At 36.9% G+C, this 14,332-nt stretch carries 17 protein-coding genes; 3 read left to right on the top strand and 14 right to left on the bottom strand.

Going from position 1 to position 14,332, the window contains the following annotated elements; translation table 11 throughout:
- Positions 1-15: 15 nt before the first annotated feature.
- The 7 genes from MNY27_RS03580 to ilvC form a co-directional block, all read right to left on the bottom strand.
- Complete coding sequence (locus tag MNY27_RS03580) at positions 16-1,209, bottom strand: PilT/PilU family type 4a pilus ATPase (RefSeq protein ID WP_152183957.1); 1,194 nt, start codon at positions 1,207-1,209, stop codon at positions 16-18.
- Positions 1,206-2,186 carry a transaldolase gene (locus MNY27_RS03575; protein WP_152183956.1) on the bottom strand — a complete coding sequence of 327 codons (981 nt, stop codon included), beginning with the start codon at positions 2,184-2,186 and terminating at the stop codon, positions 1,206-1,208. The genes MNY27_RS03580 and MNY27_RS03575 overlap by 4 nt, the downstream gene beginning before the upstream one ends.
- 52 nt (positions 2,187-2,238) lie before the next feature.
- Entirely contained in the window at positions 2,239-3,558 is a 1,320-nt protein-coding gene (locus MNY27_RS03570) for a HAMP domain-containing sensor histidine kinase (RefSeq protein ID WP_346391886.1), read from the bottom strand.
- The gene (locus MNY27_RS03565) at positions 3,559-4,497 is read right to left on the bottom strand and encodes an aminodeoxychorismate synthase component I (RefSeq protein ID WP_152183955.1); all 939 of its coding nucleotides are present in this window, start codon (positions 4,495-4,497) and stop codon (positions 3,559-3,561) included.
- Positions 4,498-4,503: 6 nt separating this feature from the next.
- Positions 4,504-5,373, bottom strand: a complete 870-nt coding sequence (locus tag MNY27_RS03560; RefSeq protein ID WP_152183954.1) for an aspartate carbamoyltransferase catalytic subunit — start codon at positions 5,371-5,373, stop codon at positions 4,504-4,506.
- 20 nt (positions 5,374-5,393) lie between these two features.
- Positions 5,394-6,041 (bottom strand): dethiobiotin synthase, encoded by a 648-nt coding sequence (gene bioD, locus MNY27_RS03555; RefSeq protein WP_152183953.1) that lies wholly within the window; start codon positions 6,039-6,041, stop codon positions 5,394-5,396.
- Between the two features lie 173 nt (positions 6,042-6,214).
- Entirely contained in the window at positions 6,215-7,237 is a 1,023-nt protein-coding gene (gene ilvC / locus MNY27_RS03550; RefSeq protein WP_152183952.1) for a ketol-acid reductoisomerase, read from the bottom strand.
- 295 nt (positions 7,238-7,532) lie between these two features.
- Here ilvC and MNY27_RS03545 point away from each other — a divergent pair, with 295 nt between their 5' ends.
- Together MNY27_RS03545 and MNY27_RS03540 are read left to right on the top strand one after the other, a co-directional pair.
- Positions 7,533-8,186: a hypothetical protein gene (locus MNY27_RS03545; RefSeq protein WP_152183951.1), complete on the top strand. Its 654-nt coding sequence runs from the start codon at positions 7,533-7,535 to the stop codon at positions 8,184-8,186.
- Complete coding sequence (locus tag MNY27_RS03540; protein ID WP_346391885.1) at positions 8,187-8,924, top strand: hypothetical protein; 738 nt, start codon at positions 8,187-8,189, stop codon at positions 8,922-8,924.
- Between the two features lies 1 nt (position 8,925).
- Here the strand turns inward: MNY27_RS03540 and ruvX are convergent, their stop codons facing one another.
- The 7 genes from ruvX to rpmH are packed head-to-tail and all read right to left on the bottom strand — an operon-like array spanning position 8,926 to position 13,889.
- On the bottom strand, positions 8,926-9,315 hold the full coding sequence (gene ruvX, locus MNY27_RS03535) for a Holliday junction resolvase RuvX (RefSeq protein ID WP_152183949.1): 390 nt from the start codon (positions 9,313-9,315) through the stop codon (positions 8,926-8,928).
- A 1-nt stretch (position 9,316) separates the two neighbouring features.
- The gene (gene mnmE, locus MNY27_RS03530; RefSeq protein WP_346391895.1) at positions 9,317-10,660 is read right to left on the bottom strand and encodes a tRNA uridine-5-carboxymethylaminomethyl(34) synthesis GTPase MnmE; all 1,344 of its coding nucleotides are present in this window, start codon (positions 10,658-10,660) and stop codon (positions 9,317-9,319) included.
- Positions 10,660-11,514 (bottom strand): Jag N-terminal domain-containing protein, encoded by an 855-nt coding sequence (locus MNY27_RS03525; RefSeq protein WP_152183947.1) that lies wholly within the window; start codon positions 11,512-11,514, stop codon positions 10,660-10,662. Before MNY27_RS03525 ends, mnmE begins: the two co-directional genes overlap by 1 nt.
- Positions 11,515-11,516: 2 nt before the next feature.
- Positions 11,517-13,118, bottom strand: a complete 1,602-nt coding sequence (yidC, locus tag MNY27_RS03520; protein ID WP_152183946.1) for a membrane protein insertase YidC — start codon at positions 13,116-13,118, stop codon at positions 11,517-11,519.
- A 3-nt stretch (positions 13,119-13,121) separates the two neighbouring features.
- Positions 13,122-13,472, bottom strand: coding sequence for a membrane protein insertion efficiency factor YidD (gene yidD, locus MNY27_RS03515; RefSeq protein WP_246153825.1), 351 nt, complete (start codon positions 13,470-13,472; stop codon positions 13,122-13,124).
- The gene (gene rnpA / locus MNY27_RS03510; protein ID WP_246153829.1) at positions 13,426-13,713 is read right to left on the bottom strand and encodes a ribonuclease P protein component; all 288 of its coding nucleotides are present in this window, start codon (positions 13,711-13,713) and stop codon (positions 13,426-13,428) included. The genes yidD and rnpA overlap by 47 nt, the downstream gene beginning before the upstream one ends.
- A gap of 41 nt (positions 13,714-13,754) precedes the next feature.
- On the bottom strand, positions 13,755-13,889 hold the full coding sequence (gene rpmH, locus MNY27_RS03505) for a 50S ribosomal protein L34 (RefSeq protein WP_152183943.1): 135 nt from the start codon (positions 13,887-13,889) through the stop codon (positions 13,755-13,757).
- Positions 13,890-14,062: 173 nt separating this feature from the next.
- On the opposite strand from rpmH, the gene MNY27_RS03500 reads away from it, so the two are divergent.
- A complete protein-coding gene (locus MNY27_RS03500; protein ID WP_346391884.1) occupies positions 14,063-14,329 on the top strand; it encodes a hypothetical protein in 267 nt (88 codons plus the stop codon).
- Positions 14,330-14,332: the final 3 nt, after the last annotated feature.

Below are 14,332 nucleotides of genomic sequence, written 5' to 3'. Positions count from 1 at the left end.
TTTTTGATTTAAACTTTACTTTAAATCGAAGATATCGTCATCTTGTGAAATATCTACTGCTTTTGGTGCTTCGACCTTTTCATTTGGATTACTTGTAATTTTTCCAGATGTAAGACCAGAGATCTTAAGCTCCAGGTCAGACGCACTTGTTGCATTGTCAAGTGCTTGTTCTTTTGAGATGATTTTTTCATTATAAAGGTCAAAAATCGCCTGGTCAAAACTCTGTGATTTATAATGCTCTTTCCCTGCTTCAATCGCATCACGAATCTCGTAGTCTCGATTCTCCATAATAAGCTTCTCGATTGTAGGTGTTCGAACAAGAATCTCGAGTGCAGCACGACGTCCACCATCAATAGTAGGAACAAGCCTTTGTGAGATGACACCTTGAAGTACTCCTGCAACTGAAAGTCTTACACGGTTTTGCTCCTCTGTTGGAAACTGCGCAATAATACGGTTAATTGTCTCTTTTGCATCAACTGTATGCAGCGTTGAGAATACCAAGTGTCCGGTATCTGCCGCATGAAGAGCCAAGTTAATCGTCTCGCGGTCACGCATCTCTCCAACTAAAATAATATCCGGATCCTCACGCAGTGCCGCACGCAGTGCCGTACCAAAAGAGAGCGTATCTTGCCCCACTGAGCGCTGATTTATAATACACCCTCTATCTTTATGAACAAATTCAATCGGGTCCTCAATTGTAATGATGTGTTTCTTACGATTTATATTTATCTCATTAATCAAGGCTGCTAAAGTCGTTGATTTACCAGATCCCGTAACACCCGTTACCAGTACAAGCCCTCTCTCTTTATAGGCAAAACTTTTTACAATCTCTGGAAGGTGAAGCTCTTCAAGTGATGGGATTTTTATAGGAATAACACGAAATACTGCTGAGACGCCATCCATCTGAAAAAAGATATTGACACGAAAACGGTTGTTTTCATCAAAAGGATAGACCAAGTCAAGTTCTTTTTTCTCAACAAACTCAGCAAAACGACCTTTTAATAGCTCTTTTGCAAAAGTCAGTGCATCCTCTTTTGCAAAAATCCCACCTGAAAATTGTACAATTTTTCCGTTTATACGTGCCCGTATAACAGAATTGGCTTTGATATGAAGGTCAGAACCACCTACTTCAATCATCTTTTTAAGATGGATTCTTACCCTTTTAAGCTGCTCAAAAGTTAATTTACTAACATCTACATCTACATTCATAACGCCTCCAATATCTCTTGAAATGCTTCTTTAAATGCGAGTAGACCATCATCTATCTGCTTTTGCAAAATATCATCAAGATTAATACCAATAGATTTGAGTTTTGCAAAATGTGTTGTTACAAGATCTTGATTGATTGGGAGTGCTTTTTCTTTTTTGCCATCTGCATCAAATGCTTTAATAGTATCTATTGGAGCTGTATTTACACTGTTGTATGCTAAAAGTTTTTCTACATAATAGTGTGCAGGAAGAGAGTCATCTTTGACTCCTGTACTCGCAAAGAGTGCACGACAGCCAGAGACTTTCATCTCTTCAATCGCTTCATATATAACGGAAGAGTTATAAATCCCTGTCAAAGCCACTTCGATGTTATGTTCAGAGAGCATCTTGTCTAAAGCACGATCAACACGTGAGACAAAGATACTAATGACCGTATCTACTTTTTTTCCATACTTATCAGTCCCTCTTTTAAAAGCCTCTGCACATGCAACTGCTTGTGATTTCTTAAAGATAAGTGTAGCATTTACAGGTATTCCCTCTGCACTCAAGGCTTCCATCGCCTCATATCCTGCCTCGGTTGCAGGTACTTTTATCATAACATTTGGTCTATTTATTGTAGAAAAAAGTCTTTTACCTTCAGCTATCGTAGCTTCTGCATCATCACAGTAAAAAGGATCAACCTCGATACTTACATATCCATCATCATCTGCATCATAAAGTGGTCTTAAAATATCTGCTGCTTTTTTTATGTCATAGATAGCTACTGCTTCATACTTCTCTTTTGCACTCATATCTTCGAGTGATTCAAGCTGAGAGATATATGCATCTGAATTTAAAATAGCATTTTTAAATATAGCCGGATTTGAAGTTGCTCCATTGATTATTTTTTTTGTTATCAATGCTTTAAATTCATTGTCAAGATACTCTCTCTCAATAAAATCAGCCCACAGTGAAAACTTCAAATCTTCAATATACATTCTTACTCATCCTCAATTAATTTGACTCTATTATAACCCAATAAATCTGAAACTAAGCTAGTTTCTTTGGAACTACTATTGTAAAAATAGAACCATAATTTGTGCTTTTAACTTCTATTGCCGTCTGAAACTGTTTTTGCATAATCATCTGAGACATATAAAGTCCCAAGCCTGTTCCATTTTTTCCTTTCGTACTAAAGTATGGTTCGAAAATTGAATCAATATACTCAGGAGCGATTCCTCCTGCATTATCTGCGATACTAATAACAACCTCTTTATCTCTGTTAAAAACATTTATTACTACTTTAGGATATTTTATATTTCGTGAAATCAGTTCATCAACAGCATTATTTATAATATTTAGCAATACTTGAATAATTTCATTTGCATATGTATTAACCACAAGACGCTGCTGTGGAAAAAACTTTATTTCAATAGCCGTTTTTTTGAGCCTTGGTTCTACAAATCCTATTGCTTTTTCTATCAACTCATTAATATCAACAGAACTAAACTCTTTATCTGGACGAAAGTAAGTTTGAAAATCATCTATAGTTTGAGAGAGGTAAACAACGGTATTGCTGATATTTTCCAAAGCTTGATCAAACTCTTCCTCTTCTATCTCTTCTCCTAAAAGTTTTTTTACTTGAAGGTTTGAAATGCTTAATGTAACAGTAGAGAGTGGTTGTCGCCACTGATGTGCTATCATACTTATCATCTCACCCATAACAGCTTGCTTAGACTGCACAGTAAGCATCTTATCTTTTTGTGTCAATTCAACAACTTTTTTTGAGAGTATTTTCTCTTGAGTAGAAATAATCTGTGTTGCTTCATCCATCTTTACTTTGTAAAAATATACAATAATACTTACAATACTCAGAACAAAGGAGATATAAAAAAGTTGAAAAAAACTGTATTGTGTTTCAAAAAAAGGTTGAAACGGCGCTATTAAAAGCATGGAAATTAAAAATACAAACCAAGGAATCGCATATTTCTCATTTTTAAAATATAATATAATAATTGGATAAGTAAAGTACCAAGTATGCTTCATCTCCTCTGGTGAACTTATATAAATAAGCAAAATAAGCAAAAAGGTAAATTGTGCAGTAACAGCAATAGAGACAAAATCATAAAATTTTTTTGATCGTCGTAACATATACCATAAAACAATATTTGCAAGAAAAAGCAAAAATTCAAATATTGCCAGAGAAAAAAACTCTTTATAAAGATTAAGCACAGTCCCATAAACAACAGCTGTTGATGAGAGGACAATAGCTATATTCATCATCTGAAATTTACTGCGCAGCTCCCTCTCTTGTTCATTAAAACTCCAGCTACTTGTAAAAAAATCTTTTATCAACATCTCTCTTCTCATTTAAGGTAGATATATCTTATCTTGCAACTCTTCATATTCCATACGGACATTACTGTCAAGCGTGATACCTCCACCACTTTTGTAAAGATATCCATCCGAAGACTTTTCAATAAAACGAATCATAACACCGCTGTCAAAACTCTGACCATCAAAAACACCAAAAATTCCACTGAAAAATCCTCTCTCATACGCTTCTACTCTCTCTATTATATCCAAAGTAGATCTTTTTGGAGCACCGCTGATGCTACCTGCAGGCAGCATTACTTGTAAGATATCTCCTAAATGCTCTCGCCAAGAACTATCTAAAATGCCACTGATATGTGAACTTACCTGCAGCAGCTCTTTTGCACCTGCATTAATCTTTTTGATATAGCGAAACTCTTCAACCTCTACATTTGTTGCAACTATAGAGAGGTCATTACGCAACAGGTCAACTATCATTACATGCTCTGCCATCTCTTTTTGATTTGCCAAAATCTTCTCTTTTGCATTTGGAGTTGCTGCATCAATAGTACCTTTCATCGGAAAAGTATGAATCTTATTCTCTTTTATCTGGATGAATTTTTCTGGAGAAAAACAGACAAATTGATCTTTATAACGCAGTTTATAGTGTGCATTTGCAAGGCTGTATATCTCATCAAGAGAGAGCTCTGTCTCAATAGGTGTTGCCTGCGTGAGGTTTAAAATGTAGGTCTCGCCCGCTTTTATTTTCTCAATTACAGCATCAAATTTTTTTTTATACTCAGAAAAATCAAGAGGAGATTTTTGTAAAAAGTGTTCATGCTCTTTATAACTGTAATCTTCGCAGATACAATACTCAATATCATGTGCTTCAAGCTCACTTAGTGGTATTACTTCGACATTGTCCGCTTTAAAGTCACTGATAATTAAAAAAGGTCTTCCCTCTTTTGCAAGAGCATTTGCTTTGTTAAAACCCATCAATGCCTAAACGATTAACTTCTTAAGAATTGCCATTCGGATATTAACACCGTTACTGACCTGCTGTAGCACTTTACAACGTTCATCTTCAAGCATAGCATCGGTAATGTCAATATTTCTATGGACCGGTCCGGGATGTAAGAGGATGATATCTCTATCACCTATCAACTCTTCGGTAATACAAAAGTCACTTGCATAATCTTTGAGACTTGCATAACTCTGCGATGAATGACGTTCTGTCTGTGTTCGCAGACTCATAATAGCATCAACCTCATCGATAATCTCACGCAGATAATGTGTAGAACGCAGGTCTGTTTTTGGTAAGAAGTGCGGAGGCGCGACTAAAATAACTTCCATTCCAAAACGAGTAAGAAGTTCAATATTTGAGTTTGCCACACGCGAGTTTTTGATATCTCCAATAATGGCTATCTTTTTCCCACTGACATCTCCAAAATGCTCTTGTAAAGTATACAAATCAAGAAGTGCCTGTGATGGATGGGCATGTGCACCATCACCGGCATTTAAAATTGCTGCTTTTGTATGATTGGAGAGTATCTTTGGAACACCTGCATTTTGATGACGTACAATGATTGCATGAGGTCCCATAGCATCAAGGTTCATTGCAGTATCAACTAAGGTTTCACCCTTTTTTGTAGAGCTTTTTGCCACATCAAGATGGACTATCTCAGCACCAAGACGTTTTGCTGCGATCTCAAAAGAGCTTTTAGTCCGTGTAGAGTTTTCAAAAAAGAGAGTAATAATAAGTTTGTCTTGTAAGATTCTCTCAAATCGTCCGTCACTAAAGCTTTTTGCATCAGCCAAAAGTGCTTCAATCTCAGCTTTTGTAAAATCATCTGTTCGTATTAAATGCTGCATACTTACTCTCTTTTTTTAATTTACAAATTATACAAGACATCGCAGAGTGTGTCAATGTCCGAAGATGTTTTTAGGATGGAGAAATCTTTTGCTTGAAAATAGGGTGCGCTTACTTCTTCAAAACTCCCCTCACTCTCTTTAGGGTTAAAAACAACAGCGTGAGCTATCCCTGCATCTTCAAGTGCTTTTTTTGAAAGCAGTGTATCGTTAATACAACCAAGTGAGCAGTGCGTTATAAGTAAGGTTGAAGCCTGCGTGAGCTTTATCAAATCCAAAATCATCAACTCTTCATCAAGTGGTACATAAAGCCCACCAGCACCCTCAATAAGTAAGACATCACAGTAAGTTTCTAGTTTTTCTATAGCTTTTAAAACTTTCTCTGTATCAAATTTTTCTCCACCAGAGGCGATAAAAGGTGCAGCAGGAAGCCCGTAAGAGATGGGAACTATATCACAAACAGACAAATCTTTCATCGCAGGATTCAACTCATGAACAAGCGCTAAAAGAGCATCCCCATCAGGATAAACACCATCAATAACACCCGTCTCAACAGGTTTAATCACACCAACTTTTAAACCTCGAGAAGCATACTCACGCAAGAGCAGTTTTGTTGTATAGGTCTTGCCAATATCTGTGTTTGTTGCAGTAATAAAGATTCGTTTTTTCATAAGATGATTATAACGGATTTTAAAGAGTTTAAGAAGATAATTTAAAAACTATTAGATTTTAGGCATAAAGAACTTTACGAAAACTAAAAGAGCGATGTAAATTCAAGGAGTCTAGAGAGGAAGCGTACTACAGTACGTGACGAACGTAACGACGCAGAAGTTGCGTCGCAATTTTAGTTTTCGTCTTGATTAACGATTTTGTTTGCTGAAATCCACGGCATCATTGCACGAAGTTTCTCACCAGTTTTCGTGATTAACATCTCTTTATCGTTTGCACGCTCAGCGTTCATACGAGGGTAACCTGCTTGACCTTCTAAGATGAAGTCTTTTGCAAATCTACCATCTTGAATCTCTTTTAAGATCTCTTTCATTGCAGCTTTAGATTCAGCATTGATAACACGTTTACCAGAAACATAGTCACCATATTCAGCAGTATTTGAGATTGAGTATCTCATATCTGCGATTCCACCCTCAAACATTAGGTCTACGATAAGTTTAAGTTCATGAAGACACTCGAAGTATGCAAGTTCCGGAGCATAACCAGCTTCTGTTAAAGTTTCAAAACCAGCTTGAACGAGTGCTGCTGTACCACCACAAAGAACCGCTTGCTCACCGAAAAGGTCAGTTTCAGTCTCATCTTTGAATGTTGTCTCGATAATTGCAGTACGTCCACCACCGATTGCAGATGCATATGAAAGTGCTAACTCTTTTGTATTTCCTGAAGGGTTTTGACCAACAGCGATTAAATCAGGAATACCACCACCACGAACAAACTCAGAACGTACTGTGTGACCTGGAGCTTTTGGAGCAATCATAGTAACATTGATGTCTTTACGTGGTTGGATACGACCATAATGAATGTTAAAACCATGACCAAATGCGATAGTTGCACCCTCTTTAAGATTTGGCTCGATTTCATTTTTGTAAATTTCTGCTTGATTTTCATCCGGTAAAAGAATCATTACAACATCAGCTTTAGCACTTGCTTCAGCTACAGTATAAACTTCAAAACCTTTTGCTTCAGCTTTTTTCCAAGATGAACCACCTTTTCTTAAACCAACAACAACTTTTACACCACTGTCTCTTAAGTTTTCTGCGTGAGCGTGTCCTTGAGAACCAAAACCAATCATCGCAACTACTTTGCTCTGAATTAGGTCTAAACTAGTGTCTTTGTCATAATAAACATTTAATGCCATTGTATATTCCTTAATTTTATTTCATAAAATGAAGGCAACCCTTCATCTATTTATCACACCAAAGGGAGTAATCCCTTTGCTTACGCTAACGCTTGGTTTTCTTTAGCAGAAAGCTCATTGCACTAGTGCAATTTTATATAGCTTTCATAAAGATCAACTTCACAAAAGCTAAAAAATTTGTCGCATTATACTCAAAATATTGTAAAACTTTTATTAGAGATAGCTTATAACAAAGCAAAAAACTTTTTGCTTAATCTGCAAACATGTATAATATGAAAAAAATTTAGAGGCAATTATGAAAAAGTTTAACCTGTTTAATGAGATAATTATCGTCAATAAAAAAGAGTTACTAAGTGCTATCAATACCCAAAAAGAGTTTGGTATCAACATTAAAGGAGAGATTGTCACTCCGCCATTCACAAACAAAGAGATACTGATCTACCAAGGGAAACACACACCAGCTCAAACAAATGCTCTCATGCCGAGCAAAGCACCATCACTTACAGAAATACTTGGAGATAAATATCAAATAGTTGAAGATGATGAGAGAGTTTTAATTAAGGCTTTTTCAAACTGGCAGGCACTTATAAAAATAAATACCCCTCGTGCTTCTTATGATGACACGACTGGAGACGGTGTAAGTGAATTTTCAAACACTGAACTCGAAGATATTGGCTGGAATGCGACGGAATTCAACATCACTTACCGTGAACTTGTTGAAGTTTTAGAAGAGAAATGTGAGGGCACACTGCTATGTATCGAGCAAGAAGAGCCCTCATATCAATTTAGCGGACTTGGATTTTTAGCAGATGACAAAGAAGCAAAAGAGACACTCTTTAACTATTGTCAGGAGAAGATCAAAAAAATCATGCAAGAGGACCCACTCTATGCAAAAGAGAAGCTCAGCGACGATGAAGAAGAAGCTGCAGAGTTTTTTGCAGTAATATAGATGGCACACCACAAACAAAAAATTACTATAGAGTACAAATATCGAGGCTCCATTGCCATACCTGATACAAAAGATGCAAAAGATATATTCTTCCGTATCAAGCAGGCTTATGCCAATCATGAAAAGATGGGAGTACACCTGCTTTTTTCAAAAGCAAAGCTCGCACGCCTTAAAAAATATACAAAAGGTGCAGCCCAAGAGGAGTTATTACATCTTGATTTTTATATAGAACTTGGAGAAATTTTAGGTTTTAATACAAACGATGCCAAAAAATTAAAAGCTTCCATACTACTTATTAATGATACAGCTCACAGCAGCTTTAATATTACAAAAAGATTGCAGCTTATCAATAAAAAGAAACCTTCAAAAGCAAAACAGAGCTATCTTTTTTGGGATATTGAGAACTTCTCTTCCATCGCTTCGATTTTCAGTGATGTTATAGAGCCTTATGAGATAGAAGATTCCCATATCTACCTTGGAGCAAATCCTGATTCACTTTACTTAAAACGTGCAGAGTGGGAAGCAAATCTTTATGATTATGGAAAAACACTCCACTCATTTAATTTTATAAAATGCGGGCATGGAAAAGATGTAGCAGATGATATGCTGCTGCAAGAGATGCAAAAACTCAAGCTCAAAAATACCAATATTTTTATATTAACATTTGACAGAGAGCTAAAAGAGCGTTTTGCGCAGGCAGTAGATAAGAGTAATAACCTTTATATTTTAGGAAAATAGTCTATTTGCGTGCCAGATAACGCTGCAAGATTATCATAGCAGAGAGGGAGTCAATTCGTCCGTCACGAATCTGTTTTATCTCCCCTTTCATCAGGTTTTCAGCCTCTTTAGAACTCCCTGCTTCATCCTGAAAAACTATCTCACCGCTAAAATCTACAAGATTCATAAAGTGTGTGATTCTGCGACGCATCTCATCTTCGCTACTACCACCAAGAGGAAGTCCGACAACAACGGTATCTGCTTCCCACTCTTCTAAAACTTTTTTAACCTCACGTGAGGCTTGATCACGGTTTTTACGCAAAACTGCAGGAAGTGGAGTAACTATATCTTTATGCGCAGAGTATGCCAAGCCGATACGTTTGAGTCCCAAATCAATAGCAATATATTTCAAACTATTTTCCCAAGCAAAAAGAGCCAAACATCTTATCCAGCATCTCATCATTCTCAAAAGGTCGGGTAATACTTGCCATCGCTTTTACAGCTTCATTCAAGTGAAAAGAGAAGATCTCTAACTCTTGCATCTCTAATGGCTCGTAAGACTCTTCAATATTTTGCATTGTCTCTTTCACTGCTGTAATTTGACGCTCAGAGATAAGCATAATCTCATCACTGAGATTATTTGCATCCATTATTTCTTGAAGTGCAGTTATAAGCCCACTTACATCTTCTTTTGAGTTAAGTTCCATATCAAAAGGCAGACCTTCCATAGTAAATTTCTGTGGCAGGTCAACTTTGTTTTTAATAATAATCTTGGCTTTATCTTCTGCGTGAGCCTTTAGAAGTGCAAGTATCTCTCTGTCCTCTTCATCTGCCTCACGTGAACCGTCAAAAAGAGCTATTACGATATCGCTCTGCTTAATTGCCTCTAAACTTCTCTCAATCCCGATCTTCTCTATGGCATCTTCTGCCTCACGAATTCCTGCAGTATCTACGATTCGAATCAAGTGTGTACCGATTTTCACCTGTTCTTCTATCGTATCACGGGTAGTTCCTGCTATATCACTCACTATCGCTCGGTTATAGTTTAAGAGGGCATTTAAAAGCGAACTTTTGCCAACATTTGGCTTGCCAACAATCGCAACACGAAATCCTTGCATAAGCCCTGCTCGTGATTCTGAAGCGATAAGTGTCTTTTTAAGCAGTTTATAGAGCCCGTCAAGTTTTGCACGTATCTGTTCAACCAAATCCTCTGGCAAATCCTCTTCTGCATAATCAATAGTTACTTCAGAATATGCCAAGATATGGATGATTTCATCACGTACCTCTTCTATAAACTCTTTGAGTGAGCCTTTCATCTGTGAAGCTAAAATCTTTGCAGCATCTTCACTCTTTGCCTCTATGAGCTGTGCGATGGCTTCTGCCTCACTCAAGTCTATACGGCCGTTAAAAAAGGCACGTTTGGAAAACTCTCCGGCATTTGCAAGTCTCGCCCCTGCTTCCAAACAGGCTTTTAAAACAGATTGTGCAACAATGTAACCACCATGACACTGAATCTCTACAACATCTTCAGCCGTAAAAGAGTGTGGTCCTTGAAAATAGATAACGATAGACTCATCAATAAGCGTGCCACCACTATCATAAATATTTGTCAGGATTGCATATCTGTTTTTGAAATTTTCTTTTTTGGAGAGTTTTTTTGCTATTAAGAGTGCATCATCACCACTTAATCGGATTATTGCGATAGAGCCAATGCCGTTTGCAGTGGCAATGGCTACTATTGTATCATTTTCCATAATTAGTTTGTGTGGTAATCATTTACCAGGATATATTTGAGTCCGTCACGCGTTGAGCGGATAACGACATACTTTTGGGGATAACGCTCACGCAGCTCTTTGAGTGCGATTTGTACCAGTACTCCATCAAGAATTTTTGTCTGTGCACGTCCATCTCTGTCTATACTTTCACAAACACCTTCCAAGTAACGACCTACTGACTCTTCTTGATTTTGCAGAAACTCTGCTATCTCTAAACGTAGCTGTAGATCATACTTTGCATTTATCCAGTTAAAAAGCATATAAGAGAGTGCTTTATATCTATACCCCTCTTTTCCGATAAGTAGTGCTGCATCTTCACCTTTAAACTCTATAAGTAGCGTTTGCTCATCATAGACACTCACTTCAATAGGGTCAATCTCAAAACATATATGCGTAAAAAGTTCATTAATCTCTTTTTGTACCTCTTTAGCTACAGCATAAATATCAATGTTCTTCTCTTCTGCAGTTAACGAATCTTCATCGTATGCATCATCATAATCAGCAGTATAATCCAGTCCGCTTGCCAAATCTTCTTGCAACTCTTCATCCTGATCACTGACAAAAGATGCAGGCAAAATAGTATCATTTAAAAAAGTCTGCTCTACTGTCTCTGCTTCTGTAGTTGTTTGCTCTTTTTTTACACTCTCTTGTTTTTTTGTTGCAACCTTTGATTTATCTATCGTTGCAACAATAATAGCCGGCTTTTTAAACAGACCTAAAAAACCGCTGCTTGGAGCCTGAACTACCTCAACAGCCATCTCTGTAACAGAGCATTTTAGAGTAGCCGCTGCATCTTTGTACGCTTCTTCAAGTGTTACAGCTTCTATCTTGATCATAACTAGTTCTCGCTTTTCTTCTCTAAAGCAGCCTTTGCATCTTTTGCATTTCTAAACTGCTGATTTACAATATACTGCTGTGCGATTGAGAAAAGGTTGTTCACAAACCAGTAGAGTACCAATCCTGACGGGAATGTTACAAAGAAAAATGTAAAAATAATAGGAAGGTATTTAAATACTTTCTCTTGCATTGGATCTGTAAAGTTGTTCGGTGTCATCTTTTGTTGTAAGAACATCGATGCACCCATTAAAATTGGAAGCACATAGTACGGATCCATACGTGAAAGGTCATTGATCCATAAAATCCATGGAGCTCCTTGGAGTTCAACTGCATTTAAAAGTGTACGGTAAAGCGCGAAGAAAACAGGAATCTGCAGTAACATCGGCAGACAACCACCAAGTGGATTTGCCCCGTGTTTTTTGTACATCTCCATCGTCATAGCATTGAGTTTTTGTGGATCTTTTCCATACTTCTCTTTAAGCTCTTTGAGCTTAGGAGCAAGTTCTTTCATCTTCTGCATTGACACCATACCTTTGTATGTCAAAGGATAAAGTACCGCACGGATAATAGCAGTGAGTGCGATGATAGCCCAACCCCAGTTTCCAAAGATACCGTGTAGCCATGAAAGAAGTGCAAAGAGTGGTTTTGCAGCGAAAGTAAACCATCCATACTCTATTGCATTTGTAAGGACAGGGTCAATTGCATGTAAGATCTTATGCTCTTTTGGCCCGATGTAGCCATGCAGTGATTCATTTTGTGCAGCATCAAAATATACAATCGGATTATCATTACGTCCACGCTCAACAATTACGTTTGTATCTTTTTTAAATCCATAAAAGATGATCGCTGTATATTGATCAAATGACGAAGCAAGTTTTACATCAGAAAAAATCTGACGCCCTTCTGCATCACCATCTTCAATGATATGCGCCACATCATCACCTGTATAGATAAGTGCTCCCGCAACGGCCATAAGTTTTTTAGACACCTGTGGACGATCGCCTAAGTAAACATAGTGACGAACATCTTTAGAGAGTGAAATTTTGACATCATAATGCCCATCAGCATAAAAAGTAAGAACTTTTGTCACTGTAACGGCAGAAAGCTTTTGTGTCAGTGTTACTGTTACTGGCTCATCTTTAAGCGTTACTTCACTGACACTTGCACTATATGGTGTGCGAATCGCTTCATCATTGATTGCATCATCTGAAAAACGAATATATAATGGTTTTGTTCCTTGTGCTGGAATAACTTGCGCGTGTAGGTCTTCATCATTTCTAAATTTATCTTCTAAGAGCTCTTTGGAAGCTATACGACCTAAAGTATCTATTTTTAAAATAAACTTCTCGTTTGTAACAGTTACTATGTTTGATGAACTGCTGCTAGAAGCCTTCTCCTCAGCAGCAATGGCATGACCGGAAACTTCTTCAACTTTTTTACTAATATCTTTTGTATTATCTTGTACTGCTTCTTGTTTTGCAGCAGTCTCATTTGGCACATTTGGCTCAGCCGGTGGAAAAATTGCAGTATAACCTACGAAAAAAATAACAGATAACAGTACAGCGACTATCAATCTTTGATTTGGTGACATTTTGTCTAACACAAACTACCCTTTATATGAAAAATTTTTTATAATGTAATAACGGTTTTTTTTATTTGGAACCAACCAATATTTTATAGAATCAACATCAAGTTTTGCGGGTCTATGACAGAGTTTATCTAGGATTGGATAATCTATTCCCCCATCAAAAAGTTGATTGCAACGTAGTATTCTAATAAAAGAGTGGTAAAAAGCACTTGAAATTGAGTTATTTTCAAAATTTAATCGTGCATATTCACTACAAGTTGGGTAATATCGACACGACCCAAAGCCAATGAGTGTAAAAAACTTCTGATATAACCATAAAAGCTTAAGCAGTAATTGTTTTAGCACGTGAGAGAATTTTTTTAAAATCATTGTGAAGTTTTTCATGAGAACTCTCAAAGAGTCCTGCTTTTGCTACAAAAATATAAGAGCCATCTTTGAGAGATTTTGAAAATTCACGAAACATTGCACGCATCCTGCGTTTTGCACGATTACGCTTAACGGCATTACCTATTTTTTTCGTTGCGGTAAAACCTACTTTGTGAATTCCATCTTGAGGAAGGTAAAAAAGGACAACACTACCTGAGTGCTGGTTTTTTCCTTTGTTATAGATATAGCTAAACTCTTTATGAGTCTTTACTATATCAAATCCGCCTATACTGACAATTTTTTACGACCTTTAGCACGACGACGGTTAAGTACGTTACGACCATTAGCAGTAGCCATTCTAGCTCTGAAACCGTGAGTTCTTTTTCTAGGTGTATTATGTGGTTGGTATGTTCTTTTCATTTGACATATCCTTATCTGATTTAAGTCCGGAAGTCTATCCCAACTTTGCTTAAAGAGCGGTTAAGGTTTTTCTTTCTTCCTACGCTATTTCTTTCTTCCTACGCTATTTCTTTCTTCCTACGCTATTAAATATGCTATAATATTAAATAATATAATAAAAGCAAAGAGCACAAATGCATTTTTATTTACTATCTACTCTAATTGGACTCACTGTTATATCTACTTCTCTCTTTGCAGAAGATATTGCAGAAACTGCAAAAAAGTTCAATTTATATGGTGGACAAAAAGCAACTATTCAATGGAAACGCGTTTTTTCTTCACCTCGTCATCTCAAAAGATATAAGCTTGATACCTTGTCTCAAGAGACAAGAACAAAATTACAAGCTTATCTTATTGAGCATGCAGCCGATTCAGACCAACCCATAGTACCAGGACTATAAACA

It is taken from the genome of Sulfurimonas sp. NWX79 (genome assembly GCF_039667035.1).
Lineage (GTDB): Bacteria > Campylobacterota > Campylobacteria > Campylobacterales > Sulfurimonadaceae > Sulfurimonas > Sulfurimonas indica.
The sequence above is the reverse complement of the archived record's forward strand: the minus strand, read 5'-3'. Positions and strand labels throughout refer to the sequence as shown.

Bases quoted from the DNA above. Each gene is read 5' to 3' on its own strand.
- MNY27_RS03580 (WP_152183957.1), bottom strand. From the start codon at position 1,209: ATGAATGTAGATGTAGATGTTAGTAAATTAACTTTTGAGCAGCTTAAA.
- MNY27_RS03575 (WP_152183956.1), bottom strand. From the start codon at position 2,186: ATGTATATTGAAGATTTGAAGTTTTCACTGTGGGCTGATTTTATTGAG.
- MNY27_RS03570 (WP_346391886.1), bottom strand. From the start codon at position 3,558: ATGAGAAGAGAGATGTTGATAAAAGATTTTTTTACAAGTAGCTGGAGT.
- MNY27_RS03565 (WP_152183955.1), bottom strand. From the start codon at position 4,497: ATGGGTTTTAACAAAGCAAATGCTCTTGCAAAAGAGGGAAGACCTTTT.
- MNY27_RS03560 (WP_152183954.1), bottom strand. From the start codon at position 5,373: ATGCAGCATTTAATACGAACAGATGATTTTACAAAAGCTGAGATTGAA.
- bioD (WP_152183953.1), bottom strand. From the start codon at position 6,041: ATGAAAAAACGAATCTTTATTACTGCAACAAACACAGATATTGGCAAG.
- ilvC (WP_152183952.1), bottom strand. From the start codon at position 7,237: ATGGCATTAAATGTTTATTATGACAAAGACACTAGTTTAGACCTAATT.
- MNY27_RS03545 (WP_152183951.1), top strand. From the start codon at position 7,533: ATGAAAAAGTTTAACCTGTTTAATGAGATAATTATCGTCAATAAAAAA.
- MNY27_RS03540 (WP_346391885.1), top strand. From the start codon at position 8,187: ATGGCACACCACAAACAAAAAATTACTATAGAGTACAAATATCGAGGC.
- MNY27_RS03525 (WP_152183947.1), bottom strand. From the start codon at position 11,514: ATGATCAAGATAGAAGCTGTAACACTTGAAGAAGCGTACAAAGATGCA.
- yidD (WP_246153825.1), bottom strand. From the start codon at position 13,472: ATGATTTTAAAAAAATTCTCTCACGTGCTAAAACAATTACTGCTTAAG.
- rpmH (WP_152183943.1), bottom strand. From the start codon at position 13,889: ATGAAAAGAACATACCAACCACATAATACACCTAGAAAAAGAACTCAC.
- MNY27_RS03500 (WP_346391884.1), top strand. From the start codon at position 14,063: ATGCATTTTTATTTACTATCTACTCTAATTGGACTCACTGTTATATCT.